This window comes from Microbulbifer mixtoriginis (SeqCode), from assembly GCF_052467515.1.
This window is the reverse complement of sequence record NZ_CP174314.1, coordinates 3,708,222-3,732,983: the sequence shown is the minus strand read 5'-3', so window position 1 is coordinate 3,732,983 and position 24,762 is coordinate 3,708,222. Positions and strand designations below refer to the sequence as shown.

The 24,762-nt window shown below is 52.8% G+C and carries 21 protein-coding genes; 8 read left to right on the top strand and 13 right to left on the bottom strand.

Going from position 1 to position 24,762, the window contains the following annotated elements; all coding sequences use genetic code 11:
- Nucleotides 1–250 precede the first annotated feature (250 nt).
- From ACJJIT_RS16040 to ACJJIT_RS16030, 3 genes are all read left to right on the top strand, one after another.
- Complete coding sequence (locus ACJJIT_RS16040; protein WP_444899036.1) at nt 251–520, top strand: hypothetical protein; 270 nt, start codon at nt 251–253, stop codon at nt 518–520.
- Nucleotides 521–633: 113 nt separating this feature from the next.
- Nucleotides 634–930: a hypothetical protein gene (locus ACJJIT_RS16035; RefSeq protein WP_444888061.1), complete on the top strand. Its 297-nt coding sequence runs from the start codon at nt 634–636 to the stop codon at nt 928–930.
- On the top strand, nt 920–1,207 hold the full coding sequence (locus tag ACJJIT_RS16030; RefSeq protein ID WP_444899035.1) for a hypothetical protein: 288 nt from the start codon (nt 920–922) through the stop codon (nt 1,205–1,207). The genes ACJJIT_RS16035 and ACJJIT_RS16030 overlap by 11 nt, the downstream gene beginning before the upstream one ends.
- 68 nt (nt 1,208–1,275) lie before the next feature.
- Here ACJJIT_RS16030 and ACJJIT_RS16025 read toward each other — a convergent pair whose 3' ends face one another.
- The gene (locus ACJJIT_RS16025) at nt 1,276–2,058 is read right to left on the bottom strand and encodes a glycosyltransferase domain-containing protein (protein ID WP_444883826.1); all 783 of its coding nucleotides are present in this window, start codon (nt 2,056–2,058) and stop codon (nt 1,276–1,278) included.
- Nucleotides 2,059–2,256: 198 nt separating this feature from the next.
- Between ACJJIT_RS16025 and ACJJIT_RS16020 the strand changes: the two genes are divergently transcribed.
- Nucleotides 2,257–2,637 carry a hypothetical protein gene (locus ACJJIT_RS16020; protein WP_252084645.1) on the top strand — a complete coding sequence of 127 codons (381 nt, stop codon included), beginning with the start codon at nt 2,257–2,259 and terminating at the stop codon, nt 2,635–2,637.
- 54 nt (nt 2,638–2,691) lie between these two features.
- Here the strand turns inward: ACJJIT_RS16020 and ACJJIT_RS16015 are convergent, their stop codons facing one another.
- Both ACJJIT_RS16015 and ACJJIT_RS16010 read right to left on the bottom strand, forming a co-directional pair.
- Nucleotides 2,692–5,886, bottom strand: a complete 3,195-nt coding sequence (locus ACJJIT_RS16015) for an efflux RND transporter permease subunit (RefSeq protein ID WP_444891280.1) — start codon at nt 5,884–5,886, stop codon at nt 2,692–2,694.
- A 110-nt stretch (nt 5,887–5,996) separates the two neighbouring features.
- Entirely contained in the window at nt 5,997–7,139 is a 1,143-nt protein-coding gene (locus ACJJIT_RS16010) for an efflux RND transporter periplasmic adaptor subunit (protein WP_444899034.1), read from the bottom strand.
- Between the two features lie 377 nt (nt 7,140–7,516).
- Between ACJJIT_RS16010 and ACJJIT_RS16005 the strand changes: the two genes are divergently transcribed.
- On the top strand, nt 7,517–8,479 hold the full coding sequence (locus tag ACJJIT_RS16005; protein ID WP_444883829.1) for an AraC family transcriptional regulator: 963 nt from the start codon (nt 7,517–7,519) through the stop codon (nt 8,477–8,479).
- Here the strand turns inward: ACJJIT_RS16005 and ACJJIT_RS16000 are convergent.
- The 9 genes from ACJJIT_RS16000 to ACJJIT_RS15960 form a co-directional block, all read right to left on the bottom strand.
- Nucleotides 8,476–8,760, bottom strand: coding sequence for a hypothetical protein (locus ACJJIT_RS16000; protein WP_444883830.1), 285 nt, complete (start codon nt 8,758–8,760; stop codon nt 8,476–8,478). The genes ACJJIT_RS16005 and ACJJIT_RS16000 overlap by 4 nt on opposite strands.
- Nucleotides 8,761–8,936: 176 nt before the next feature.
- Nucleotides 8,937–11,255 (bottom strand): immune inhibitor A domain-containing protein, encoded by a 2,319-nt coding sequence (locus tag ACJJIT_RS15995; RefSeq protein WP_444899033.1) that lies wholly within the window; start codon nt 11,253–11,255, stop codon nt 8,937–8,939.
- 309 nt (nt 11,256–11,564) lie between these two features.
- On the bottom strand, nt 11,565–12,887 hold the full coding sequence (locus ACJJIT_RS15990) for a sensor histidine kinase (RefSeq protein ID WP_444899032.1): 1,323 nt from the start codon (nt 12,885–12,887) through the stop codon (nt 11,565–11,567).
- Nucleotides 12,887–14,239: a sigma-54-dependent transcriptional regulator gene (locus tag ACJJIT_RS15985; protein ID WP_444899031.1), complete on the bottom strand. Its 1,353-nt coding sequence runs from the start codon at nt 14,237–14,239 to the stop codon at nt 12,887–12,889. Before ACJJIT_RS15985 ends, ACJJIT_RS15990 begins: the two co-directional genes overlap by 1 nt.
- 114 nt (nt 14,240–14,353) lie before the next feature.
- Complete coding sequence (locus ACJJIT_RS15980) at nt 14,354–14,887, bottom strand: nuclear transport factor 2 family protein (RefSeq protein ID WP_444899030.1); 534 nt, start codon at nt 14,885–14,887, stop codon at nt 14,354–14,356.
- A gap of 70 nt (nt 14,888–14,957) precedes the next feature.
- Nucleotides 14,958–16,166, bottom strand: a complete 1,209-nt coding sequence (locus ACJJIT_RS15975) for an ABC transporter permease (RefSeq protein ID WP_444899029.1) — start codon at nt 16,164–16,166, stop codon at nt 14,958–14,960.
- A gap of 10 nt (nt 16,167–16,176) precedes the next feature.
- A complete protein-coding gene (locus ACJJIT_RS15970) occupies nt 16,177–17,499 on the bottom strand; it encodes an ABC transporter permease (protein WP_444899028.1) in 1,323 nt (440 codons plus the stop codon).
- A 13-nt stretch (nt 17,500–17,512) separates the two neighbouring features.
- The gene (locus tag ACJJIT_RS15965; protein ID WP_252084656.1) at nt 17,513–18,214 is read right to left on the bottom strand and encodes an ABC transporter ATP-binding protein; all 702 of its coding nucleotides are present in this window, start codon (nt 18,212–18,214) and stop codon (nt 17,513–17,515) included.
- Between the two features lie 97 nt (nt 18,215–18,311).
- Entirely contained in the window at nt 18,312–19,592 is a 1,281-nt protein-coding gene (locus ACJJIT_RS15960; RefSeq protein WP_444899027.1) for an efflux RND transporter periplasmic adaptor subunit, read from the bottom strand.
- Between the two features lie 396 nt (nt 19,593–19,988).
- Here ACJJIT_RS15960 and ACJJIT_RS15955 point away from each other — a divergent pair, with 396 nt between their 5' ends.
- Both ACJJIT_RS15955 and ACJJIT_RS15950 read left to right on the top strand, forming a co-directional pair.
- On the top strand, nt 19,989–21,494 hold the full coding sequence (locus ACJJIT_RS15955) for a SulP family inorganic anion transporter (RefSeq protein ID WP_152451629.1): 1,506 nt from the start codon (nt 19,989–19,991) through the stop codon (nt 21,492–21,494).
- Nucleotides 21,494–22,396, top strand: a complete 903-nt coding sequence (locus tag ACJJIT_RS15950) for a universal stress protein (protein WP_444899026.1) — start codon at nt 21,494–21,496, stop codon at nt 22,394–22,396. Before ACJJIT_RS15955 ends, ACJJIT_RS15950 begins: the two co-directional genes overlap by 1 nt.
- A 25-nt stretch (nt 22,397–22,421) precedes the next feature.
- Here the strand turns inward: ACJJIT_RS15950 and ACJJIT_RS15945 are convergent, their stop codons facing one another.
- The gene (locus ACJJIT_RS15945; RefSeq protein ID WP_444899025.1) at nt 22,422–24,095 is read right to left on the bottom strand and encodes an aminotransferase class V-fold PLP-dependent enzyme; all 1,674 of its coding nucleotides are present in this window, start codon (nt 24,093–24,095) and stop codon (nt 22,422–22,424) included.
- Between the two features lie 186 nt (nt 24,096–24,281).
- Between ACJJIT_RS15945 and ACJJIT_RS15940 the strand changes: the two genes are divergently transcribed.
- A complete protein-coding gene (locus tag ACJJIT_RS15940; RefSeq protein WP_444899024.1) occupies nt 24,282–24,758 on the top strand; it encodes an Lrp/AsnC family transcriptional regulator in 477 nt (158 codons plus the stop codon).
- Nucleotides 24,759–24,762: the final 4 nt, after the last annotated feature.

Genomic DNA, 24,762 nt, shown 5'->3' with positions numbered 1-24,762 from the left:
GCTGAAATTGGGCTTTTAAGAAGTTGTGAGTTCTTTCTGCTTTTTTTAGTCAGAGCGGACTCGTAGGTGCCTTACTGGGAAGGAACTTTTAACCCGTTACCCACAAAAGTACCTAAAATGGCGCGTAAAACTTTATAAAAATGAATTGCACGCAGAAATGACCTGGCGCCAACTGGCTGGATAATCCTCGCCGGCTAGACTTTTTTGAAAGACAGCTATCAGCGCAACACTGAAAGTGGAGTGTCGGATCATGAGGCCTTCAAGGAAATTCGCTCTGCCGCTTGTAGCGGCTCTGGCGGTGCAGGGTTGCTTATTCTTACCCGCAGAAGAAGTGGAAGGGGAAGACCCTTTCTTTTTCGAGGCTCAGGCTAGCGGGCAGGAAGGTGGCTTTGTCGAAGCCGACTCGATTCTTTCATCGCCTGCTCAGGCCTTGCCTGTTAATAATGAGTGTGAAGGGCATTGCACTCACCAGGTGTACGACTCCACCGCCTGGTTCTTCCCGGTTCTGAGGGTGTACTAAGCAGCGAGCTGCGAGTCTGGGAAGGTAGTGCGCAAGGTTGTGGCTGCACCGTCCGATCATTTACCGAAGTACGCGAATTAGGTTTCGCGTGGTGCCGATACGGAGGCAAGCCCATGAAAAAATTCCCCATAGCCATTGCCGCGTTGTGTACCAGCTTGCTGCTTTCAGCTTGCGGTACCCCGGATACGCGCAACCAGGTGGTCTACCCAACCAGTGCGCCGATACCCCGCCATGCGGAATATCGCGCATATCCCTCTCAAGCAATGCCCGCAGCTCCCTCAACACGCAGGTCCAGTCATTCCAGTTGCCCCGGTGACTCTGAGGAATTGGCGCCCGGATCAATTTGTCCTGAGAGTGCCCGTTGCTTTGATATTTCCGGTGGAAGGCGTTGTATTTCCTATGAAGAGTAAAGTTTTACTGTCATTGATTGTGGCGCAGCTGCTCGGTGGCTGTGCCGATGGTTTTTGGCAGGATTTAAATGGCACCGCAATTTATTATTCCTATAAGCACAGTCCCGTTCCGCCCGATGAACTGACTGCATTCCCACGCTTTTGCCTGGTTTGTGATCCCTATATGGGTGAACTGGACAACTGCATTGCTGCGGGAGTGCCTTGTTATCAATTGGATACTGGCGACTGGTGTGCCGGGCCCTATTCACCATTTGAATTAAGTTACAGCTTCTATTGATCGATATTGCTCGTGACTGCTCCGGGTGAAGTCAGGGGTAAAATTATGGAAGCGGCAAAGGTATTGCGTTACTTCAGCAGTGTTTTAATACTTTCTTTTATCGAAGTGCCTATATAGTACTTTAAGCCGTTAAGTGTGCCCTTGATATTCACTTCCGGGTAGTAGTCATAGCCCAGCTTTTCCAGCAGGATATGCAGGTTTTTCTTGATACCAATGGCGAACCAGCTGCAGGGGAAGGAGATAATGCTGGGACTCTGCCCGTTGAGCAGGTAAATTTTTCCTCCCTGAATATGGTCCACTTGATTGAGCAGGTTGTAACTGGGATCGGCCATGTCAAAGTTATAAAATAACTTGGCCTCGTGATCTATATCCACCTGCTCACAAGTGTGATGCGCATAATAGCGCCGCAGTATTTTCTGGTCATCGCAGTAATTGGGATACATTCCGCGGGCTGCCTGGAATAGGTTTTGTAGCGCTTTATTTTTTCCAATAAATATTCCCGTGGAAAAAACATGTTCGTTGGGAAAGAATTTTTTTTCAAAATACCCCTGAACACCATCGTGCCGGTAGTCATTGGAAAAAATAATGTCCTTGCCAAAGGAGTGAAAGTTTTTTTCGAGCAGGCGTACTGACGGTAATATCAATGAGTCGAAACCGTCGAGATAGCAGATTATGTCCTCCTCAGGTAGCGTTTGAAAAAAAGGAAGCAAAATATCCATTTTGGATGAGAAGTCTTTCCAGGGGTGATCGCGCCCAAGAATGGTAAGTGATACGCCATTGCGTCTGGCGGATTCCTGGAGTACGGGAAACATTCTTTCCGAGTGGGTGGCAATGGTGGCGATATGCAACATTTTTTAGGAGAAACCCCTGCGCCTACAACTTTCTAAGCCGGCAAAGGTTTCTTTGCCACCTGTGAGAAGTCTAGCCGACCCTTTTATCTGAAGTGGCAGGTCTGTACAACTCGGGGGCTGCTCTTGTCTCGATACGTCTATACATTACTTGGCGAGTGGCAGTGCTTGCCGGATTTCTTTTAATTAGACGAGCGTGTAATGAGAGGCGCCAGAAGAAGCTGGATAATCAATGTCTGCATCGCAATTGATCAGCTCGGTAATGCTATTGCTGGTGGCAATCCCGATGCCACTATTTCTGGTCGTTGCGGTTATTTCTCACGGGTGCAGGAGACACGTTTACGCCGTTATTGGCGGATTTTGGAATGGGTGATCAATTTTACCTTTATCCCTATCGATGGGCCGGATCATTGCTACCGGTCTTATCTGTGGGATCGCGCAGAAAAGCATGAAGAGGGCAGTGACTTTATGCGTGTGCTGCTGGGGGTGATCGTGATTTTTTTCTGCATGCCTCTCTGTCTGTTTACCTGGCTTTATGTATTGGTTTTCCCCAGTGCCCGCTGGAAAAAGGAAGAGCCATAGCAAAAAAAAGCCCCCGAGCAGAGCGCAGCGGGGGCTTGAAGTTGAGGGTTATTTCTAGCTATGCGCCGGTTGTTCCATTGAATCCTGAATTAGTGCTGGTTCATTAGTTTTTGTTGTGTTGGACAAGCTGCCACCGGCAAGTTTGCGCAGCGCAACATAAAACACTGGGGTCAGGAACAAGCCAAACAAAGTTACGCCAATCATGCCGGTAAATACGGTAATACCCATGGCGTTGCGCACTTCGGCGCCAGCGCCGCTGGCCAGCACCAGGGGAACCACGCCGGCAATAAAGGCTACGGAAGTCATAATGATTGGACGCAAACGCAGCCGGCAGGCCTCCAAGGCTGCCTCTACGGTACCCTTGCCGTCCATTTCCAGCTCGCGGGCAAACTCCACAATTAGAATGGCGTTTTTACAGGCGAGCCCCATTAATACAACCAGCCCTACCTGAACAAATACATTGTTGTCGCCGCCAGTAGCCCAAACACCGAATAGTGCAGCCAACAGACACATGGGCACGATCAGAATAACCGCCAGCGGCATCACCCAGCTCTCATAGAGTGCGGCGAGTACCAGGAATACCAGCAGTACTGCCAGTGGAAATACCACCATAGCGGCGTTGCCCTGGTTAACCTGCTGGAAGCTGAGGTCGGTCCATTGGATCTGCATACCCGGAGGCAGGGCTTGGTCGGCTACCTGCTCAACCGCCGCCAGTGCTTCAGAGGAAGACAGCATGCTGGGATCGGATTGCCCCATCAAATCGGCTGCGGGATAGCCGTTGTAACGGATGACCGGGTCGGGTCCGTAGCTTTGGCGCAGGGTCACCATGGTGCTGATGGGCACCATTTCTCCATTCATATTGCGGGTGTAGAGATTGTCGAGATCTTGCACTTCATCGCGGAAAGGCGCATCTGCCTGGGCAACCACCTGGTAGGTGCGACCGAACAGGTTGAAGTCATTGATATACATGGAGCCGAAATACAGCTGCAAGGTGCCGAACAGGTCGTCCATACGCACGCCCTGGGCTTTGGCCTGCAGGCGGTCTACCTCGGCGTCCATCTGCGGCACATTGGCCTGGTAGGAGCTGAAGGGATAGCTGAGGCCGCTGGCCTGGCTCAAGGCCCCAGCCAGCATATTGGTGGCATTTTGCAGCTCACCGTAGCCGGCACCACGACGGTCCTGGACATAGAGGGAGTAACCGGAGCCTGCGCCCAGCCCGAAGATGGGTGGTGGCATAAAGGTCATGGCGAAGCCTTCCTTGATCTGGGAGAGCTTGCCGTTTAGCTCCGCGGCGATTTCGGTGGCACTGCGTTCGCGCACATCGAAGTCGTCGAATAAGATAAATACCGTGCCCACGTTGGGGGTATTGGTGCCTTGCAGGGCGTTAAAGCCGACAAAAGCCGCCGCGTTGGCAACGCCCTCTGTTTCCAGAGCCAATTCACTCACGCGGCGCGCAACTTCTTCAGTGCGATCCAGGGAGGCTCCTTCCGGCAGGCGGATACTGCCCACCAGGTAAGTCTTATCCTGAACCGGAATAAAGCCTCCGGGCACCTGTTGGAACAGGGCGAAGGTACCGCCGAGCAATATCAGGTAGACCCCAAATACGATACCGCGGCGTTTGAGGCTGTGGCCCACCACCCGCTGGTAGCGTTCAGAGTTGCGCTGGAAGAAGCGGTTGAACGGGCGGAATAACCAGCCGAACAGGCGCTCGATAATGCGCGCGGGCATATCCGGCTTGGCACCGTGGGGCTTCAGCAGGGTAGCCGCTAGAGCCGGGGACAGGGTCAGGGAGTTGATCGCGGAGATAATGGTGGCGATGGCAATAGTGGTGGCGAACTGGCGGTAGAACTGGCCGGTGATGCCGTCCAGGAAGGCCATGGGCACAAATACCGCACAGAGCACCAAACTGATGGCGACAATCGGACCGCTCACCTCGCGCATGGCCTGGTGGGCAGCGGCTAAGGGTGTCAGTCCTTCCTCGATATTGCGCTCGACGTTTTCCACCACCACGATGGCGTCATCCACCACGATACCGATGGCCAGTACCATGGCGAACAGGGTCAGGGTGTTGATCGAGAAGCCCAGCATCAGTAGCACCGCAAAGGTACCAACAATGGATACCGGCACGGCCAAGAGTGGAATCAGGGAGGCGCGCCAGGTCTGCAGGAACAGGATAACCACCAGCACTACCAACAATACCGCCTCAAGCAGGGTCTTGATCACAGAGCTGATTGAAGTGCTGACAAATACGGTTGGGTCGTAGGCAACTTTCCATTCCAGGCCTTCGGGGAACTGTTCTCCCAGTTCCGCCATTTTCTCGCGCACTGCAGCGGAGACTTCCAGGGAATTGGAGCCCGGGGACTGGAAAATCGGAATGGCGACCGCCTGGCGGCCGTTTAGTAAGGCGCGTAGAGAGTCTTGGGATGAGGCCAGTTCAACCCGCGCCACGTCACGCAATCGGGTAATTTCACCATCGCTGCCGGTCTTCAGTACCACATTGCCAAACTCTTCTTCGCTTTGCAGGCGGCCCTTGGCGTTGATAGAAATCAGGAAATCAGAGCCATTGGGCATCGGTGAGGCGCCGATCTGTCCGGCGGACACCTGCACATTTTGCTCACGCACTGAGCTGACGATATCCGCTGCAGTCACGCCCAGGGCCGCCGCTTTTTGCGGGTCTACCCACAGGCGCATGGCATAGTCTCCGGAGCCAAAGACCGCGGCGAGGCCCACACCGGGAATACGCGATAGCTCATCGCGGATATGCAATACCGCATAGTTGCGAATATAGGTGGCATCGAGGCTGTCGTCTGGAGAGATCAGATGCACTGCCATCATCAGGTTGGGCGACTGCTTCTGCGTGGTTACCCCTTGGCGGCGCACGTCTTCCGGTAGACGGGGTAGCGCTTGGGATACCCGGTTTTGTACCTGAACCTGGGCCTGGTCTGGATCGGTGCCGAGTTTAAAAGTGACATTCAAAGTGAGGGTGCCGTCACTGCCGGCCACCGACTTCATGTAGATCATGTTTTCCACACCATTGATGGCTTCTTCCAGTGGTGTGGCAACAGTTTCGGATATCGTCTTGGGGTTGGCACCAGGGTAGCGGGCACTTACTTGCACGCTAGGCGGTACAACCTCAGGATATTCACTGACTGGTAATGACGGGATGCTAATCAATCCCACTACAAAAATAATGATCGACAGCACCGAGGCAAAGATGGGCCTGTCGACAAAGAAACGGGAAAAATTCATACGCTGCTACCTGGGAAGCGGCTTTCAGGCCGCTCGGATTCCATTGATAGGATTCGTTGGGCGTTCGGTGCCCAAAACTCGGTGTCCAAAAGTGGTGGAAACACCTAGGCTCAGTGTCCGGCGGCCTGAGCGCTACTGCCTTGACCCTGCTGGGCGATCATCTCGGGTGCGACCGGCATGCCGGGGAAGAAGATCTTCTGGAGGCCGTTGACTACAATTCGTTCGCCAGTTTGAAGGCCGCTACGGATTACCGTGCGCTCCCCCTGCCGTGGGCCCAATTCTACCGGGCGACGTTCCGTCAAGTTCTCCTGCGTGACCACATAGACATAGCGGCGATCCTGGTCGGTGAGTACTGCCTTGCTATCGATCAGTACTGCCTGGGCCATTTCTTCGATAGGCATTTCCACGCGGGCGAACTGCCCTGGCTTAAATGTGCCTTTGGGGTTGGAGACTACAGCTCGGAACTGGATAGTGCCGGTGTGGCTGTTGAGGCGGTTGTCGATAAAATCCAACTGACCTTTATGCGGGTAGCCGTGTTCGCCTGCTAAGCCGATATGAACTGGGGGCCTGGCATCGCTGTTAAGTAGGTTGCGACTGGCGGCAAAAGTCTGCTCGTCACTTTCGAAATACACATACATGGGATCTACAGACACGAGGGTGGTCAGCAGGGTTGTATCCGCGTTGGCCAGATTGCCGCGGGTTATCTGGGCGCGGCTAACACGGCCACTAATAGGGGCTGTCACCTCGGTGTATTGCAGGTTGAGGCGCGCGTTTTCCACAGCGGCTTCGGCGGCATTCAGGGCTGCGTGCTTGGCATCCCGCGCGGCGATGCGGCGGTCGTATTCTTCTCGCGAGATGGCTTTACTGTCGAGCAGCTGCTGGGCGCGACGGGCCTGCTTCGTATTGAATGCCAGTTCGCTGCGTACCCGCTGTAAATCCGCTTCAGCGGCACGCAGTTTGGCTTTGTAGGGGCGCTGATCGATAGTGAATAGCACATCACCTCGCTCTACCAGGGCGCCTTCAGTGAAAGATACCTGGTCGATATACCCGCTGACACGGGGGCGTAGTTCAACGGTCTCCGGAGCGACAACGCGGCCGGTAAAACTGCGCCACAGAGTGGTTGCCTCGGTGCTAACCTGGGCAACTTCTACGGCCGGAGGGGGCGGTTGCTGCCCAGTGGGCTCTTCGCTGCCGCAGCCAGCCAGGACCAGTGCGGAGAGGCCGAACAGTGTGGCGGTAAGTTTCTTCACCATAACGCGTGTACTCCCTTTGCTTCGGAAGAGAGGGGCCGTTTGGCACTCCTCTCAGTTGGGAGGCAACTTTAATAGGGCGCAATAGGGGGGCGGTATCCGGTAACTATGGCTTGATTGCCTATTTCTATTTTTCTCAGTGAGGTGACAGTCTGAGAAAGACCTTTAAGTCAATCAATTAGTACTGTATATATAACTAGGTTTGTGATTCATTAATGAATTTATCACGGCTTTATACGGTAGGAGATTACGGTAAGTTATCTATTGCTGCACAGTAATTGCCCAATCCTGCAAAATCCTGCGAGAGTTGCCTAAAACTCCGTATACTGTCAGCCACCTTGTTTGATGCCGCCCAGGGCACGCGGGCGCGAGGAAAAACTATGAGCAGTGAAGAGAGAGCGGTAGCAGAAGTCATTCCGGCGGAATTGGAGTCGACCAGGCAAAAACTGATCCAAACCCTGATGCGCCAGGCACCGGAGCAAGGCTTGACGGAGACTGCACTGGATGGCTTGGCCTTGATTCGCTGCAATGAGCCGCTCGCCTGTGCCTCGTCAGTCTATACGCCTTCACTGAACTTTATTATCCAGGGCAATAAAACCCTGGAGTTGGGGGATAGGGAAATTTCCTATATGCCCCTCAGTTATGTTGCAACTTCTGTACATTTGCCGATTTTGGGGCGAGTAGAGCGGGCTTCCAAGGATGTCCCTTTTCTTGGGGTAAAGTTGATTATTGACCCCAAAGAGGTGGCAGACCTGGTCCTGGAGCTGGGAGATAAGGCGCCCGGCATTGAAGCGGGCTATGACTGCCCGGAGGTCAGCTGCGGCCTCTGTGTAACACAAATGGATCAGGGCATTCTCGATGCAGTGAGCCGCTTAGTGCACTTGGCAGGAAATCCTACAGACGCGCAAATACTGGCGCCCATGGCGAGGCGGGAGATTATCTATCGGGCTCTGATGGGTGAGATCGGTGCGCGTATGCGCAAGTTTGCCATGGCGGACAGCCAGGCTAACCGGGTGTCGCGGGTGATAGAGGTGCTCAAAGACCGCTTCTCCGAACCCCTGCGTATCAGCGATCTGGCCGAACAAGCCAATATGAGCGAGTCCTCCCTATATCACAGCTTCAAGCAGATAACCCGCATGTCGCCACTGCAGTTCCAAAAGAAACTGCGTCTGCATGAGGCACGCCGCCTGATGCTCTCAGAGGGGTTGGAGGCAGCTTCCGCCAGTTATCGGGTGGGCTACGAAAGCCCCTCCCATTTCAGCCGTGAATACAGCCGCATGTTCGGCTTACCGCCTCGCGCCGATGTCAGCAAGCTGCGCGGTGAGCTGCGGGTGCCGGCTTAGTCTGAAGTGGCATTGCCCTGTTTGAGAACAAACAGGCTACACCAGCCCTCGGGGCTGATATCGCCCTCCACCACTATGCAGGCATTGGGTGGTGTAAATAGCTGGCAGTCCACACACTTCTTGCCATCTTTCGGTGTGTCCTGGTAATTGACCGATTCCTTGGTCGCCTTGATTTGGGCGCTGGCCCGATCAGTGGCGATTATGCTAACCGGAAGAATCGCCAGGGCACCGCCGGATAACTTAAGGAACCTTCTGCGGGAAATATTCTGATGTTTTTCCATTGGCAAAATTTCCAAAACGCTTTGCTTTAGTCTTCAGAATTTCAGAGTAGCTCGGTTTGGAATTTCTGCTGGAGGGTTTGCATTGCTGCAGAAAGGAAACGAAATAAGAAGAAATCTTATTCGCTTATAAAAAAGGCGGCCATCTGGCCGCCTTCCAGATTTATCTCAAAACAGAATTACTTCTGAGAGATAAGGATTTTACCTACCGACTTGTCTCTGCTCTGCGTGACTACGCGAACTTTCAAACCGTAAGGGGTAATCGCGCGGCCGGCATCGGGGATCTCATCGCTGCTGAAGCTTCTGCGATCGTTGAATACCCGCTGGGGACGGTTGTGGATATCGGTCATGGTGATGCCGTAATCTTCCAGAAGGTCCAGTGTCAGCCGCTGGGCCCAGTCGACACCAAATGTGGCATCGTGGATCTGGTAGCGAGTAGATGCAACGGAGTCATCGCTCCACTTCAGAACCTGCTGATCTGCATCGACTACGCCGAGGAAGCCATTACCGGGGTGGACACCTACCCAGTTGTTTTCATAGCTGGTGTCCGCATACCAAATCAGGAGACCCTCGTTATAGGTCAGCATTTGACCGGCCACATTTATGTGTGCCAGGCCTTGGTCTACACCGCGGTGGGTACGCCATTCCAACAGGTAGTAGTGGTCGTGGAGGTTGTAGCCGGGGTGGCGGCTGAAGCCGGTCAGGCTGAAGTTGCCGTCGCTCTCCGCATCATCGAAGAGGGTGGCTTGGCCGTCGACATTGATGGTGATGTCATCGGCAAACAGGCCGGGGTTGGCTTCATAGGCATCGGTAATATAGGCGATGGACAGGTTGAACTGTTGGCCAGCGTAGGCACTCAGGTCAAATTCGGCATCGACCCAACCACTGGAGCTGCCGGTAATACCGAAGCCCGGATTTTGCCCATTGGGGCTGGTCTCGGTGGTAATGTTACCGGGAATAGAGACGAAGCCCTCACCCAGGTCAACCATAACCGCACCGTAATCCCAGTCCTGCTCAATGTCATACCAGGCCTTGAAGGTCAGGCTTGCGCTCTGAGCATCGGTCAGGTCGACAGGGATTACCATGGAGTTTTGCAGGTTGTTGTCACTGCCACTGAAATAGGCGTATTCACCGCTGGTTGGTACGGTCACGACCACTTCCTTTTTGGGAAGGTCGATACGGATCGCATCGTTGTTGGTGCCCTTGTGTACCGCCTCGTCAAGCAGGAGTGGGATGCCGCGACGGGGAATATCTTGCAGGGCGATGGTCTCGCCGTGCAGCCAGTTGCCGCCGTGGTTGGTTTGCAAATACTCCTTTGCCCAAGCAGAGAAACCCGTGGGCTCTGAGCCAGGGATAACACCGGCCCAGCTGCCGCTGGACATGATTGACCAGGAGGAGACGGGTTCACCGCGGCCGGAACCATCGGTGTCGTACTCGTCGGGTAGGCCCAAGTCGTGGCCGTACTCATGACTGACAACACCTGCTGCTGCATCGGCAGGCTGTACTGTGTAGTCGTAGGCCGCCATGGTGCCGCCCCAGTAATCCACTGACGCGGTAGTTCCCTCAATAGAGAAAACATCGCCGAGATTCCAGCGGTGCGCCCAGATCGCGTCTTCTCCCAGCTGGCCGCCTCCCGCTTCTTCCCCCACTGAGGAGTGGAAGATCATAATGTGGTCCACCAAGCCGTCGGCTTCCCAATAGTTGCCATCCCCATCAAGGTCGTAGCGGTCTTCGATATCGAAGTCAGCGAGGTTAACGCTGGGATCAGCTGCGGCAGCCTGCAGTGCTTCACGCACCAGAGCACGGGCATCGCCGTTTTCATTGTTACCATAGAAAGCTGCTGGCTGACTGGCAGTGTACCAACCGGCTACTGCACCTTCGACGGAGTAGCTATTACCGGATTGTTGCCAGTAGAACTGCTGCATGGACAATAGGTTTTCACCCTGAGGACCAGTGAAACCCTGTTGGGAGAACAGCAGGTCTGCATAGTGTTGTGCGGCATAGTCCTCGTAGTACATATCCGTTTCCCCTGGCTCAATGCTGTTGTGGGGGAAATCGGGGAAGTCCATCAGGATTGCGAGAACCTTCGCGGTACGCATTTCACCTTCATAGTTTTCGAGCTGAATGGGTGCCGGTGCATGGCCGATGCCATGGAAGCGCCCCTTACCTTTACCGCGCCCTAATCTGGGATGCTTGCCGCCACGGGCATGCTTCATCATTTGTACCGTTTCACTGGACAAATCCTGGGCCAGGTTCTGGCTTTTACTGGCACGTTCTTTCAGAAACTGGTGTAGAGTGCGCTCGGCTTCGCCAATGGATGCATTTTTACTAATGCGGCCTGAGCGCTTGAGCATGTCGATCAGCTTGGCTTCGTTGGCGATTACCAGGTCGAACTGATTGCCACCTTGTAGCTGAGGTGAGGGTGCAGCGTAACTGCTCGCAGCCATCAGGCTGAGAGCAAGCGCGCTGACGGGCAGCAGACTATTTACTTTTAGCATTGATCCCTTCTTTCATTTTTGTTTTAACAAAGAGCTCGGGAGATTTTTATAAATTTTAAGGGCACTTTGCCGGTGCATTACCCGAACCTTAAGGGCCGGCTGAACTATTCAGTAGCCCCATGTTGTTCAACGAAGTAAGAGGGAAGAGCCTCAGCACTTTTTTTGTGATGGACTTGGTATTTTTTTACTCGGTTATTTACGTTGCTTTGCACTGAGATAGTGGGTGCACACTCTGGAATTATTTTTTTACCTTAATCCTTCTTGGAAGGCTTAATTTCTATTTTAATTGTTTAATTTAAATTTTTGCTATTAAGCTTCTTGCTCCCAGGGTAGCCATAGTGAGATTTGCAAGCCGCCACCGTTTCGGTTCATTAACTGAATGTGCCCTCCGTGTGCATCGACAATTTCTCTACAGAGGGCGAGGCCCAGGCCCACTCCCTGTTCTTTGGTGGAGAAAAATGGCAGCAGCGCTTGTTGCAACACTTTTTCACTCATGCCACAACCACGGTCGGCAATAACCAGTTGTTGACCCAGACCATCAGTGTGAATCGATAGTTCGATATCATTACTGCTGGAACCTGCTTCACGGGAATTTTTGATTAAATTTAGTAGAGCTTGCTCAATTTGTACCGGATCAAAGTAGCCTGGTCGCTCTGGTAGTTCACCTTTTAAAATAAATTCCTGTAAGGGGGCTATGCGTTCTACAAGTTCTTGCCAGCTGACTTGTTCACAGCTTGGTGGGGGTAATTTGGCAAAGCTGGCATAGCCTTGGGTGAACTCAGTCAGGTGTTTGCAGCGCTCGGCAATAATATCGAACACCTTTCCAAGCGCTGCGGCTTTATCCGGTTTGGCGATCAGCATTTTTCCTGAGTGGGCCAGGGAGGAGATGGGGGCGAGGGAATTATTTAATTCATGGCTAATCAGGCGAATCACTTTTCTCCATACCTCTACTTCCGCCTTGGTGAGCTCCTTTGTCATCTCGCGCATAACAATCAGGCGGTGCTTGTGGGCGTTGAGTACAAATGTGCTGTTGCCAATATGCATGGAGTGGCTGCCATATTTATCCGTGTAATTAAACAGGCCGTTATCCCAATTTTGTATGGCGCTGGCAATTTCTTTCGGGCTGTTGGGCAGCAACTTTTGCAACAGTAAACCCTGAATAGGTTTCCCGCCATTGAGTAACTTTTTAGCGCTACTGTTGGAATAAATAATATGATCACTCTGGTCCACCAGGATCAAAGCCTGGGTAGAGCTTTGTATTACTGTATCCAGAAGTAATTCCCGCTGATAGATATGGGCGCGTTCGCGTCTGAGGTGTTCGCCGATATCATTGTATAAATTCGTGATCTTGCTCAGTTCAGTATCCCGGGGAGAGACCAGTGAAATAGAAAAGTCACCATCGCGAAAGTTGAGCAATCCACCCTGTAGGGATTTCAGGGTAGAGGTCAGGGGCTTTAGTGCCAGACGTATCAGGCTGATAAGAGTACAAATTCCCAGGATAAGGCCCAGGGTCCAGGAGAGACGGGCGTCCAGGCCAATAAAGCTTAATAACCACGGCAGGCCGGTGGCGATGGCTAGAGCCAATATGGAGAAGGCAAGGATACGGCCTTCCAGAGAGAAATATTTCGACATCAATAGGGAATACCGTGTTTGTCCAGTCGGCGATACAGTGCCTGACGGCTCATGCCCAGTTCCCTGGCAGCTTGGGCGATAATGCCATTACAGCTGGCCAGCGTTTGCTGTAGGAGTTCGCGGCTGGGTTCGAAATGTACTTCGGCCCTGTCTATTGGAGCCTGTTTCGGTAAGGCAAGCAGTGCTTCATCTATCGTATCTCCACGGCAGAGAACTGAAGCGCGTTGCATCACGTTTTGTAGTTCACGTACATTACCGGGCCACTGATAGCGGGTTAGCGCGGTCAACGCTTGGGGGGAGAGTTTTTTTGAACTGCCGTTATCCTGTAAAAAATTCATAGCCAGCGGGGCTATATCCTCGGGGCGTTCACACAGGGGAGGCAGGCGCAACTCAATTACATTCAGGCGGTAGAACAGATCCTGGCGAAAGTTGCCACTGGCGATGGCTTGGGGCAGATCGCTATTGGTAGCACTGATTACCCTTACCTTAACCTTGCGGGTTTGACTGCTACCTAGCCGCTGGAACTCGCCAGTTTGCAGTACGCGTAATAACTTCACCTGCCCACTGGCAGAAAGTTCGCCGATCTCATCGAGAAAGAGGGTGCCGCCATCGGCGGCCTCGAAACGTCCTTCACGGGCCTTATTACCAGCGCCGGTATAGGCGCCTGGCTCGGCACCAAATAGTTCTGCCTCCATCAGCTCTTCCGGTAGGGCGCCCACATTGATCTTTACAAAAGGTTGGTCACGTAGCATGGAATTGGCCTGCACAATTTCGGCAATTTTTTCCTTGCCGGCTCCATTGGGCCCTGTAATTAGAACTGGTACATCAGATTTGGCCACCTGCGTGGCCATCTCTAGCAGTTGTTGCATTTTATCGCTGCGGTAGATGATCTCGCGCAAGTCGAATTTATCCTGTAATTCACTGCGGGCATCGATGGCCTTTTGCTGGGAAGCTCGTTGCCGTTTTTGCAATTCACCGAGTTCAAGAAGATTATTGATGGTGGAAATCAGCTTGTTATCGTCCCAGGGTTTGCCCAGATAATCGGCAGCACCGGCGCGGACCAGCTCCACGGCCATTGCCAATTGCGTCCAGGCGGTCAAAAGAATGATGGGTAGATCTGGGTTAATTTCGCGAATGGCAAAAAACAATTCGCGCCCCTCCTCACCAGAGGTAGTATCCGCGGTGAAGTTCATATCTTGGATCACCAGGCTGATATCCCGGTTTTCCCGCAACAGTTGCAGACCTGCCTGGGGGGTAATGGCGCAGAGAGGCTGTAGGTCATGCAGTGACAACAGTATTTCTAGGGCTGAGACGATACCGCTGTTATCGTCGATAATGAGTATTTTATCCATAGGGCCAAGAGCCAGCTTGTAAGCTGAGCATTATGCAATGAGTGGGTATTAAGGGGGAACTGCAGCTAGGGCAATATGTGCCCCAGCGGAAGGCGTTCACCAAAGTATTAGGAGTTATTGACTATTGTTGGCAGGTTGGTGATCAAAGCTCAGCACCCTGGCGAGCTTCCATTGCCCATCTACCTTTTGCCAGAGATGGGTAAATTGTCCACTTTCACGCAGTACTTCTTTGTTGTTGGCGTGAATACCATAAAAATTATGCGTTCCGGTTTGGACCGCGCCGTAGTTGTTGATTGGGAATATCTTTACGCTTTTAGCAATTAACTCGCGGCGTGCCTTGATATCGCTGCCGGATTTTTGTCGTTCACACATACCGCTAATACCATCGAGAAACTCTTGTGCGGAGCTTGCCGTTTTTCCCCATTTATCGTGGTACATTTCCAAGTCTTCGGTTATAAGCTGGCTCAGTTTGTCGATGTCACAGCTGTTGAAAACTGCATCAAACAGTTGTAAATCCACAGTTGTGATTTCTTGTTCTAATTCCTTTGTGGCTTGAGGGCCGGCAACGACTGGGTGCTGCTCGGCAAGTGCTGTGGACATGAAAAGCGATATAGCTGTAAAACCTACAGCTCTAAAATAATTGCGCATAAAAAATCCTTCTATGTTTTCTTAAGAATAGTGGTCAGGCTATTAAAAGGCTGACCACCAAGTCCAATCTTTATACACTTCGTGTTGCAGTCGCCGGGGAAATATTGGCAGCGCGCAGTGCTGGTGCTAGAGCTGCAGAAAGACTGACAATCAGTACCAATAGAGCGCAGATAGTGAGTGGCAGCAGGGTTAATACCGGCTGGGAGTAATCGCGCACCATATATTGGTTGGCGATTAAGGCTGCGGCACTGCCCAGGGCAATACCAGTAGCGGCAATCAGGCTGTTTTCAATCAGAAAATAACGGCTGATATTACTGCGGGTTGCACCTAGTGCACGCCTTACACCAATTTGTTTGGCCCGCTGATTAATCCAGAAGATTGTCAGGCCGACAATTCCCAGTGCTACGATAAAGCTGAGCGTGGCTGCAACAATAGATAACACTTTTACCATTAAGTTATCGCCTGCATAACTGCGAGCGACATACTCTGAGAGAACTCTGGTTCTTATAACTCTTTGAGGATCCCTTTCTGACAGTTTCTCTACTAAGGTCTTCAACACTTCATCGCGCTTTCCCGGCTCGGCACGTACTAAATAATTGACGTCCTGAGTATTTCTGACAATGGGGAAAAAGGCCACATTGCCTGCTTTTGGCCAATCCACCCAAGCGCCCAGATGCCGTTCGACAATACCAATAATTTCTATTGGATGGGAAGTGTTGCCATCATAGAGGGGTTTTCCAATAGGATCTTGGTCTGGGTAAATTTTATCCGCGAATTGCTGGGTAATAACTGCGACATTGATATCCCGATTTTCACTGGGATCAAAATATTGCATTTCAGCACTGGTAAAGTTTCGCCCCGCCACTAATTTTAGGCCCAGAGTATTGATAAAGTTTGGGTCTGTATTGTAACGGTTAGAGACTTCTCCACCGATTTCCTGATTAGGTTGATTGTAAAAAGTGCCCGCGGAACCTGACCGGGATAAAGGTACTTGATTGGTAACCGTTGCATCTTGGACGAAAGGCAGTTTTCGCAGTAATTCTAAATCAGAAGATACAGCTCCAATCATATCGTAGTTATTAGGGATCGCCATTACGTTGATGGCTATGATCTCCTCTACGGCAATACCAGTAGGTCTTTCTATTTTTGCAATGCGATCTTTTACGATAACAGCCGTGTTGCTGATGATTGCCAGTGTCAATGCAAGCTGCAGAGCGATCAGCATGGCAGGAACTTTGTTACGCCAGAGGGCGGATAACATGGGTTTTAATTCAAGCATGACTCGTCCTTTACTGGGTTTTCAGGTAAATGGATGGATTAGTGCGACTGATACGCCAAGCTGGGTAAAGCCCTGCCAGCAGGCTTGCGATCAGGGCAAGCCCGATGGCGGCTATTACCATTATCCAATCCATCTTGGCCACTGTATCCAGTTGTCCCATGGCCAAATAACGGATTCCACTGATGCCCATAAAAGCAAGTAAAATACCAACTATCCCACCGAGAATACCGATGGTAGAGCTTTCAATGAGGTGCTGTGTGAAGATGGCATTACGGCTGGCACCAAGCGCCCGGCGCACACCCGCTTCGGGCGCTTTGCGCAGAAACTTGGCTAGTAGCAGAGCTACTGCGTTGATAACGCAAACCAACAGAAAAGCCAGAGATACCCAGCCCAATATACGATTGTCATCGCTGAGAACTTCGTTAAGAACTAGCCACTCGGAAGGTTTACTCAGGGCAAACTTTAATGGTCGCTCGAAGCGCCCTTGGTCCTTTTGTCCTTGAATATATGCGGTTAGGAAGTTTTCGTACTCAGCTTTCTGTTCGCTATCGCGGAGTTCAACCCAAAATTGAATCCAGACGCTCTCACTTTGTAGGAAACCCTCGTAGCCTTCTCCCTCTCCTTCTCCACTATTACCCCAGCCATTAGTGTTCCCCCAGCTGTAAATTTCCAGCTTGCGGTGGAGGCCAAAAGGCACGAAAAGGGATTCAACTTTTGCAAAGGAACTGTTGTTTACATCGTAAACTTTGGGTGAGGGTTCCCAGGTATCAATAACGCCAATGACTGTAAAAGGCTGGCTATTTAATATAACGGTTTCGCCAACGCTGTTTTTTCCCGAGAATAATTTTTCATTAGTGGCCTTGGAGAGTATTACCACTTGCGAGGGGGAGTTATCAGCTGCTTGTTCCCAGGTTCCTCCATAGATAAAAGGAACATCGAACAGGGCGAAGAAATCGCGAGTGGTTACGCGGATATCGGCGGTATAAGGTCGGATCGCTGAATCTTCCAGCTCCACGGTGAAACCATAGCGGTGCATGGCCACCTGGTGAGTGGGGATATCGGAACGTAGCAGGGCCTGAGTGTCTCTATAGGTTAGCTGCCAGGGAATTTCATTGGTGGTATTTGCGGCTTCATTAACATCCCAGCCATCGAGCTGTACTGCGAAAAGTACGTCATCTTTATGCTTGAGAGCATTTTTTGACATCGTGTAGTTCAAAGTAAGCACTGTCATGGAGGCACCAACACCCACCGCGATGGCCGCGACCATCAGTGCACTTAATATCGGTGTACTGCGCAGGCTGCGCAGAGCCAGGGAAATATAGTATCCAATCATTACTGCAGGCTCCTTAAGCAGTAGCGGCTTCAGGTTGCTCGGTAACCGGGCGCAGATCACATACTTGCCCATCCACAATCTGAATATTGCGATGCGCGCGGCGGGCCAGCTCGGGGTCGTGGGTGACCATCACGATAGTAGTGCCCCATTCATTGATAAACTCCAGAAGCTCCATAACCTGGCGCGCCATCAGGGAGTCGAGATTTCCGGTGGGCTCGTCCGCGAGCAGGAAGCGCGGTTCGCCGGCCAGGGCACGGGCGATGGCGATACGCTGCTGCTGACCACCGGACAGCTGTGCTGGAAGGTGCTTGGCTCGGGCAGATAGACCTACTTGTTCCAGAACTTTTTCGATGCGTTTACGGCGCTCTTTAGCATTAAAGCCTCGATAGCGCAGAGGCACATCGATATTGTCGAATAGGTTGAGATCTGGAATCAGGTTGAATCCCTGAAAAATAAAACCGATTTTCTCGTTGCGCAGGAGGGAGCGCTGGCGGTCATTCAGGTTGCTGACATCTTCACCGTCCAGCAAATATTGGCCACCGGTTGGGGTTTCCAGTAGCCCTGCGATATTGAGAAAGGTGGTTTTACCGGAGCCGCTTGGACCGGTGACAGAGACAAATTCCCCTTCCTTTACTTCCAGGCTGAAGTCACGCAGGGCGTGGGTTTCTATGGTGTCTGTACGAAAACTCTTGCGGACGTTATGCATTTTAAGCATGGCGATATTCCTTGTTTATCACTGAATTTTTTAAATCTTTAATGAATCGCGGAAGCTGAATGGGAGTAGCTTGCGCGTGTCGAATGTCTTGTTTGGCCTATTCTTTCAGGGCAACCAGCTGCGCCGTATCCAATCCTTCGGAGGCGGAAATAATGATTTGATCGCCCTCTTGCAGGCCGGAAACAATTTCTACTTGCTTCAATCCCAGCGCGCCGATTTGGATGGCCACGCGCTCTGCCTGTTGTTGATCGTTGAGACGGAATGCAAAGCGGCCGCCACTCTGATCCAGAAAGCCTCCACGTTTTACCAGTAACACATCATTGCGGTTCTCCAGCAGTACGCGAGCGGTGAGACGCAGGTTCTGGCGAAGGTTTTGGGGTTGTCCCTCGCTAAAGCGCACACGGGCGATGACTTGGCTGTCGATGACTTCAGGGGATATCGCGGTGATTTCGCCGGGCAGTTCCCGCCCTCCAAGGTTGATAGCCACGGCCATATTCAGACCCAGGTCGTCGGCGTAGTTTTCTGGCACGGCGGCTTCCAATTCGAAACTGGTGAGATCCACTACAGTGATCAGCGGTGAATTAGCGGGCACTGCACTGCGTTGGGTGACGGCGAGACTGCCGACAGTGCCATTCACTGGAGAGAGGATCTGCAGCTCGCGCACACGGCGCTCCAACTCCTCCACTTGCAGTTGTTGTTGTGATAGCTGCAGCTCCAGAGTCTGGGTTTCAAAGGTGAGGGACTCTTTCTCCAGCTCAGCATTTTGTACGGCCTGTTGGTATTCCAGCTGGGCGCGGGCCATTTCATCTTTGCTGCGCTCAAAGTCGAGCAGGGAGATAATCTGTTTCTCCATCGAGAGTTCGGAGCGCTTTAACTCCCTCTTAGCTGCAGTGAGATCGACTTTGGCCAGGTCGGCTTTTTGCTCGTTCTCCATCTGCTGGCGCTTGGCCTGGATTTTCTGCCTTTGCAGCTGCACACCGAGCTGGTTCAGTTGCGCCTTTTCCTGGGCCAGTTGGTTGGACAGCTCTGGGCTGTCGACGCTGGCGAGGATCTGACCGGCCTTTACGCTATCTCCGGCTTTCACGGAAAACTTCACGATACCTTGAGCGGGGCTGAACAGGGTGGGGCTGTTGGCGGCGACGACTTTGCCTTGAACCACCAGGTCGCGCACTAGATCACCGCGCTCCACTTGGGCGATATTGATCCTTGATAGAGATAGGGTGTTATCCACGGAGCTGGTGCTATGCCAGGCGCTGATACCCCAGGTGAGGAAAGCGGTGGCCAGGCCGAGGCCGAGGGTACTCTTAATTACTTTTGGATTCTTCCACAGCGGCACGGCTTCGATTTTTGTATCTTGCCTGGAAGTGTCTCTGATCATCTCGCTTTCCATTACTCTCTAATTGGGGCTTTTGCTTTTCCAACTTGGATGCAAAAAATTTTCTATTCGGATGCAAATCAAAAAAACTGGTTTTGTCGGGTATTCAGCAAGGGGTGTGCCAACTTTGAAATAATTTCTAACTCCTTGAAAAATATGGATTTTTTGGCTTATTGGTAGTCCAGGGCTTTTTCGGGAGTGTCCGCAAAAAGTGTCCGCTGTCCGCTTTGTCCGCTAGTGCTAAGAGGCCGGGGAAGATGAAAAAAGCTAGGGCTGGGGAGACTGAAGGCGAAGGTCTATCCGCTGAATCTTTGGTCTGTAGTGGGGATTTATGCGGGGGGACTGTGCATGTGGTAGAGTGCGCGGCCTTTTTTTGATCAATTCAAATTTATTGCGTTTATGTTCCTTCCATCGCTGCTCTCATCGACCAAAGCCGACTGGTTCGGCAATATACGTCGCGACGTTCTCGCAGGCCTGGTAGTGGCCCTGGCTCTTATTCCAGAGGCGATCGCCTTCTCTATTATTGCGGGGGTGGACCCCAGGGTTGGACTCTACGCCTCCTTCTGTATCGCCGTAGTGATCGCCTTTGTGGGCGGCCGGCCAGGCATGATTTCCGCGGCCACGGGGGCCATGGCGCTGCTGATGGTGACGCTGGTGAAGGAGCACGGCTTGCAGTATCTGCTGGCGGCGACGCTGCTCACCGGGGTACTGCAGATTATTGCCGGTTACCTCAAGCTGGGCAGCCTGATGAGCTTTGTGTCCCGGGCGGTGGTGACCGGGTTTGTGAACGCCCTGGCCATTCTGATATTTATGGCGCAGATGCCCGAGTTGATTGGTGGCACCTGGGAGGTCTACGCCATGACCGCAGCGGGCCTGGGGATTATCTATCTTTTCCCCTATATTCCGGTGATTGGTAAAGCGGTGCCCTCACCGCTGGTGTGTATCCTACTGCTCACCGCAGTGGCCGTAACTATGGGGCTGGATATTCGTACCGTCGGCGATATGGGTGAACTGCCGGATACTCTGCCGATCTTCCTCTGGCCCGAAGTACCGCTGAATTTTGAAACCCTGCAGATTATCTTTCCTTATTCCGCTGGCCTGGCTGTGGTCGGTCTGCTGGAATCTCTGATGACGGCAACCATTGTCGACGACCTGACCGATACCAACAGCGATAAAAACCGCGAGTGTAAGGGGCAGGGGATTGCCAATATCGCTGCCGGCTCCCTCGGTGGAATGGCCGGTTGCGCCATGATTGGCCAGTCGGTAATCAACGTGAAGTCTGGCGGTCGCGGTAGACTCTCCACCCTGGTGGCCGGTATTGGCCTATTGACCCTGGTGGTGTTCCTCAGTGACTGGGTGGCGGTGATCCCTATGGCGGCCCTGGTGGCGGTCATGATCATGGTCTCTATCGGCACCTTTGATTGGAGCTCCATTCGCAACCTGAAACACTATCCGCTCTCCACCAATTTGGTCATGCTGGCCACTGTGATTGTGGTAGTGTGGACCCATAACCTGGCTTATGGTGTGTTTGTTGGGGTGTTGCTGGCCGCGCTATTTTTTGCCAACAAAGTCAGCCACTTTATGTATGTAAGCAGTAAACTGGACGAGGCGCAGAGTCGTCGAACCTATAAAGTGATTGGGCAGGTTTTCTTTAATTCCGCCGATAAATTCACCGCATCATTCAACTTCAAAGAAGTCGTGGATACGGTAGTGATCGACCTCAGCCGCGCACATTTCTGGGATATCTCCGCGGTGAACGCTCTAGACAAAGTTGTGCTGAAATTCCGTCGCGAGGGCGCCCAGGTAGAGCTGGTGGGACTTAACCAAGCCAGTGAGACAATCGTCGACCGGTTCGGCGTACATGATAAACCCGAGGAAATTGAACGGGTTCTTGGAGGACATTGATGGCCGTAAGCAACAGCGACAATAACAATAACTCCTTTGGTAGTGGTGCTACACCGCCGTTGATACTCTCCTGTATCGACGGCTCTCATTACACCGGTGCAGTCTGTGATTATTCGGCCTGGCTGGCCGATAGCCTGGGTGCGCCGTTAAAGCTGTTGCATAACATCGAACGCAGTGAGGTTCCGGCGGTAACGGACTTCACCGGCAGCATCGGCCTCGGCAGCCAGGAAGAGTTACTGGAAGAGCTGACCGCGCTGGAGCAACAGCGCGCGCAGTTGCTGGTAAAACAGGGCAAACTGATGTTGCAGGCCGCGCGCAGTCGCGTGGAGGCTGCCGGTGTGGAGCAGGTACTGAGTTGCCAGCGCCACGACAGCTTGCCCGAGTCCGTGGTGGAGCTTGAGGATTCGATTCGTGTGCTGGTGCTCGGTATTCGCGGTGAAGAGCACGCGGATTCTGACCAGGGCCTGGGTGCGCAATTGGAGACGGTGGTGCGTGCCCTGCACAAGCCGATTCTGGTGGTTAACCGGGAATTCCAGCCACCTAAGCGCATTATGCTCGCTTACGATGGTAGCGAAGCCGCGAGCAAGGCCCTGTCGCTGGTGGCAGAGAGCCCTCTGTTCCGGCAGATGTCCTGCCATCTGGTCAATGTGGGACCTGCGGATGTGGCGGAGAAGCTGCTGGCGCAGGCTAGCGCTGAGCTGGATACTGCGGGGCTGGCGGTTACAGCCAGCCACCTGGAGGGCAATCCGGTTGAAGCTTTGATTGCCTATCAGTCAGAACACCAGATTGACCTCACAGTGATGGGGGCCTTCAGCCACAATCGCCTGCGTGATCTGTTAATGGGGAGCATCACCGCCAAGATGCTGCTAAAAACCCGGCAACCCCTGCTGCTGTTGCGTTGATCATTGAAGCTCTGGGGTTGCGGCCTCAGAGTGCCAACGCTGCCTCCCTGGGGCTGGTGAACCAGCGCAGTGCTTCGGCATCTGCAGGTAGTGTTAATTCGCAGTAGTGCGCCTCCGGCCGAGCTCGGCATAGTTCCTCCTCCGCGATAGCAAGGTAGTCGCTCAGGTTCCTTAGCGGTTGAGGCTCCTCTTCTTCGTTTATTGCCCCAGCGAAAAAATCCATCTCTGCCAAGCTGACAATTGGGCCGAGTTTTTCTTGCTGGAAGCGCCAGACTCCTTGAGCCGTGTCGAAGGCGTAATAGGGCAGCAGCCTCCAGCCGTGCTGTGCGACCAGGGCAACTGCCTCTAGCAAGTATTCAAAGGTGCCTTCGTCGATAAAATAATTGAAATTCAGGCGCACCCAGCCGGGTCGTAGTAGTTTTTGCCCCTTTAGAATCTGTTCTTCCAGAGCGCGGCTGTGCTCCATATCAATGCCGAGCAGTGCGTGCCCATAGGGGCCGGCACAGGAGCAGCCACCGCGGGCCTGGATACCAAACAGATCATTGAGCAGTGCCACAACAAAACCGTAGTGCAAGTCCTTGCCCTGCCAGAGAATACGCAGTGAAGCGATGGAAAGGCGAGGTGCCTGCAGGTTGCCGAGAATTTCGATATTTTCTTCACGGGACCAGCGCTGCAGCGCTCGGTTGATAAACTGCTCTTCGCGTCTGGCAATTTCTTCTGTGCCCACCATCCCCTGCAGTTTGAAGACCATGCCGGCGCGAATAGACTCAACAATGGCGGGTGTGCCGCCCTCCTCACAGCGCTCCGGGTCCTCCAGGTAACGGTGATCTTGCGGGGTGACATAGAGTACTGTGCCTCCGCCGGGAGTCGCCGGTACAGAGTTTTTTAATAGCCGCTCGTGTACCACCAGAATACCGGGGCTACCCGGCCCGCCGACGAATTTGTGCGGTGAAATAAAGACCGCATCTTTATTTGCCTTGTCCCCGTTGTCCCCAACTGCACACATGTCGATCCCCACATAGGGCGCGGCAGCCGCATAGTCCCAGAAGGACAGAGCGCCGTAGCGGTGTAGCAGTTGGGTGACGGCCGCTACGTCGGTTTTAATGCCGGTTACATTGGAGGCAGCGGAAAAACTGCCAATCTTCACGGGTCGCTCGGCGTAAGTGTGCAACATGGATTCCAGACCGCTTAGATCCAGCCCGCCTTGGCAATTCAGGGGAATAGAAACCAGTTCGACGATGCTTTCCCGCCAGGGCAATTCATTGGAATGGTGCTCGTAGGGTCCGATAAAAACCACCGGCCGTTGTTGCGGAGGGATTTGCTCCAGTAGCTGGTGTCGCTTATCCAGGTCAGCCGGCAAACGGATGTTGAGGATATCGATCAGTTTGTTGATCGCAGCGGTGGCGCCAGAGCCACAAAAAATGACCTTGTGTTCGGGGCTTGCATTGACCGCCCGGCGAATTTCTTCCCGTGCTTCCTCGCGCAGCGAACTAATCTGGGCACCGGTAAAGGAACTCTCGCTGTGGGTATTGGCGTAGTAGGGCAGTACCTGCTGACGGATGGCATCTTCGATAAACGTCAATGAACGACCGGAAGCGGTGTAATCGGCATAAACCAAAGGCCTAGGTCCAAAAGGAGTAGGAATCGGTGTGCGATCGCCGATAACAGATTCACGGATGTGCTTGATAAGAGTGGTCATGATTCTCTTCCCTGTTTTATAGGGGCACTCTAGGGCTTTGGGAGTGAAACAATGTGCCTATTTATGTGGTTTTTCAGCTCATCACCGAAACGTTGTGCCGTAACTTGAAGATTTTAGATTCTTTGTGTTGAATTCTGTTGAATAAGTGAGACGATGGGCCATTTGATGGTCGGTGTGGGGACAGGTATGGCAGCAGTACTTAACCGGCAGGACAAACAAATTCTCGAGTTATTGCAGCGGGATGCGACACTCTCTGTGGGGGATATTGCCGAGCAGGTGGGGCTATCAAAATCCGCCTGTTGGCGGCGTATTAACAAGCTGGAGGAGGAGGGCGTGATTGCCGAACGGGTGACACTGCTGAACCCGAAGAAACTCAATCTGCCACTGACCGTATATATTTCCATTCGAACCAATCAGCACAATGATCATTGGGCTGCTCAGTTCGGTGAGTTGGTGCAAGGCATCGCCGAGATATTGGAGGTGCACCGTATGAGTGGGGATCTTGATTACCTGATCAAGGCGGTGGTTACCGATATGCCTGGTTACGACCGCCTTTACAAGGCGCTGATTAAAGCTGACCTATTCGATGTCAGTTCCAGTTTTGTGATGGAGACCATGAAACAGACTACCCGCCTGCCACTGACTTACGCAGGGACAGGCTGAAGGA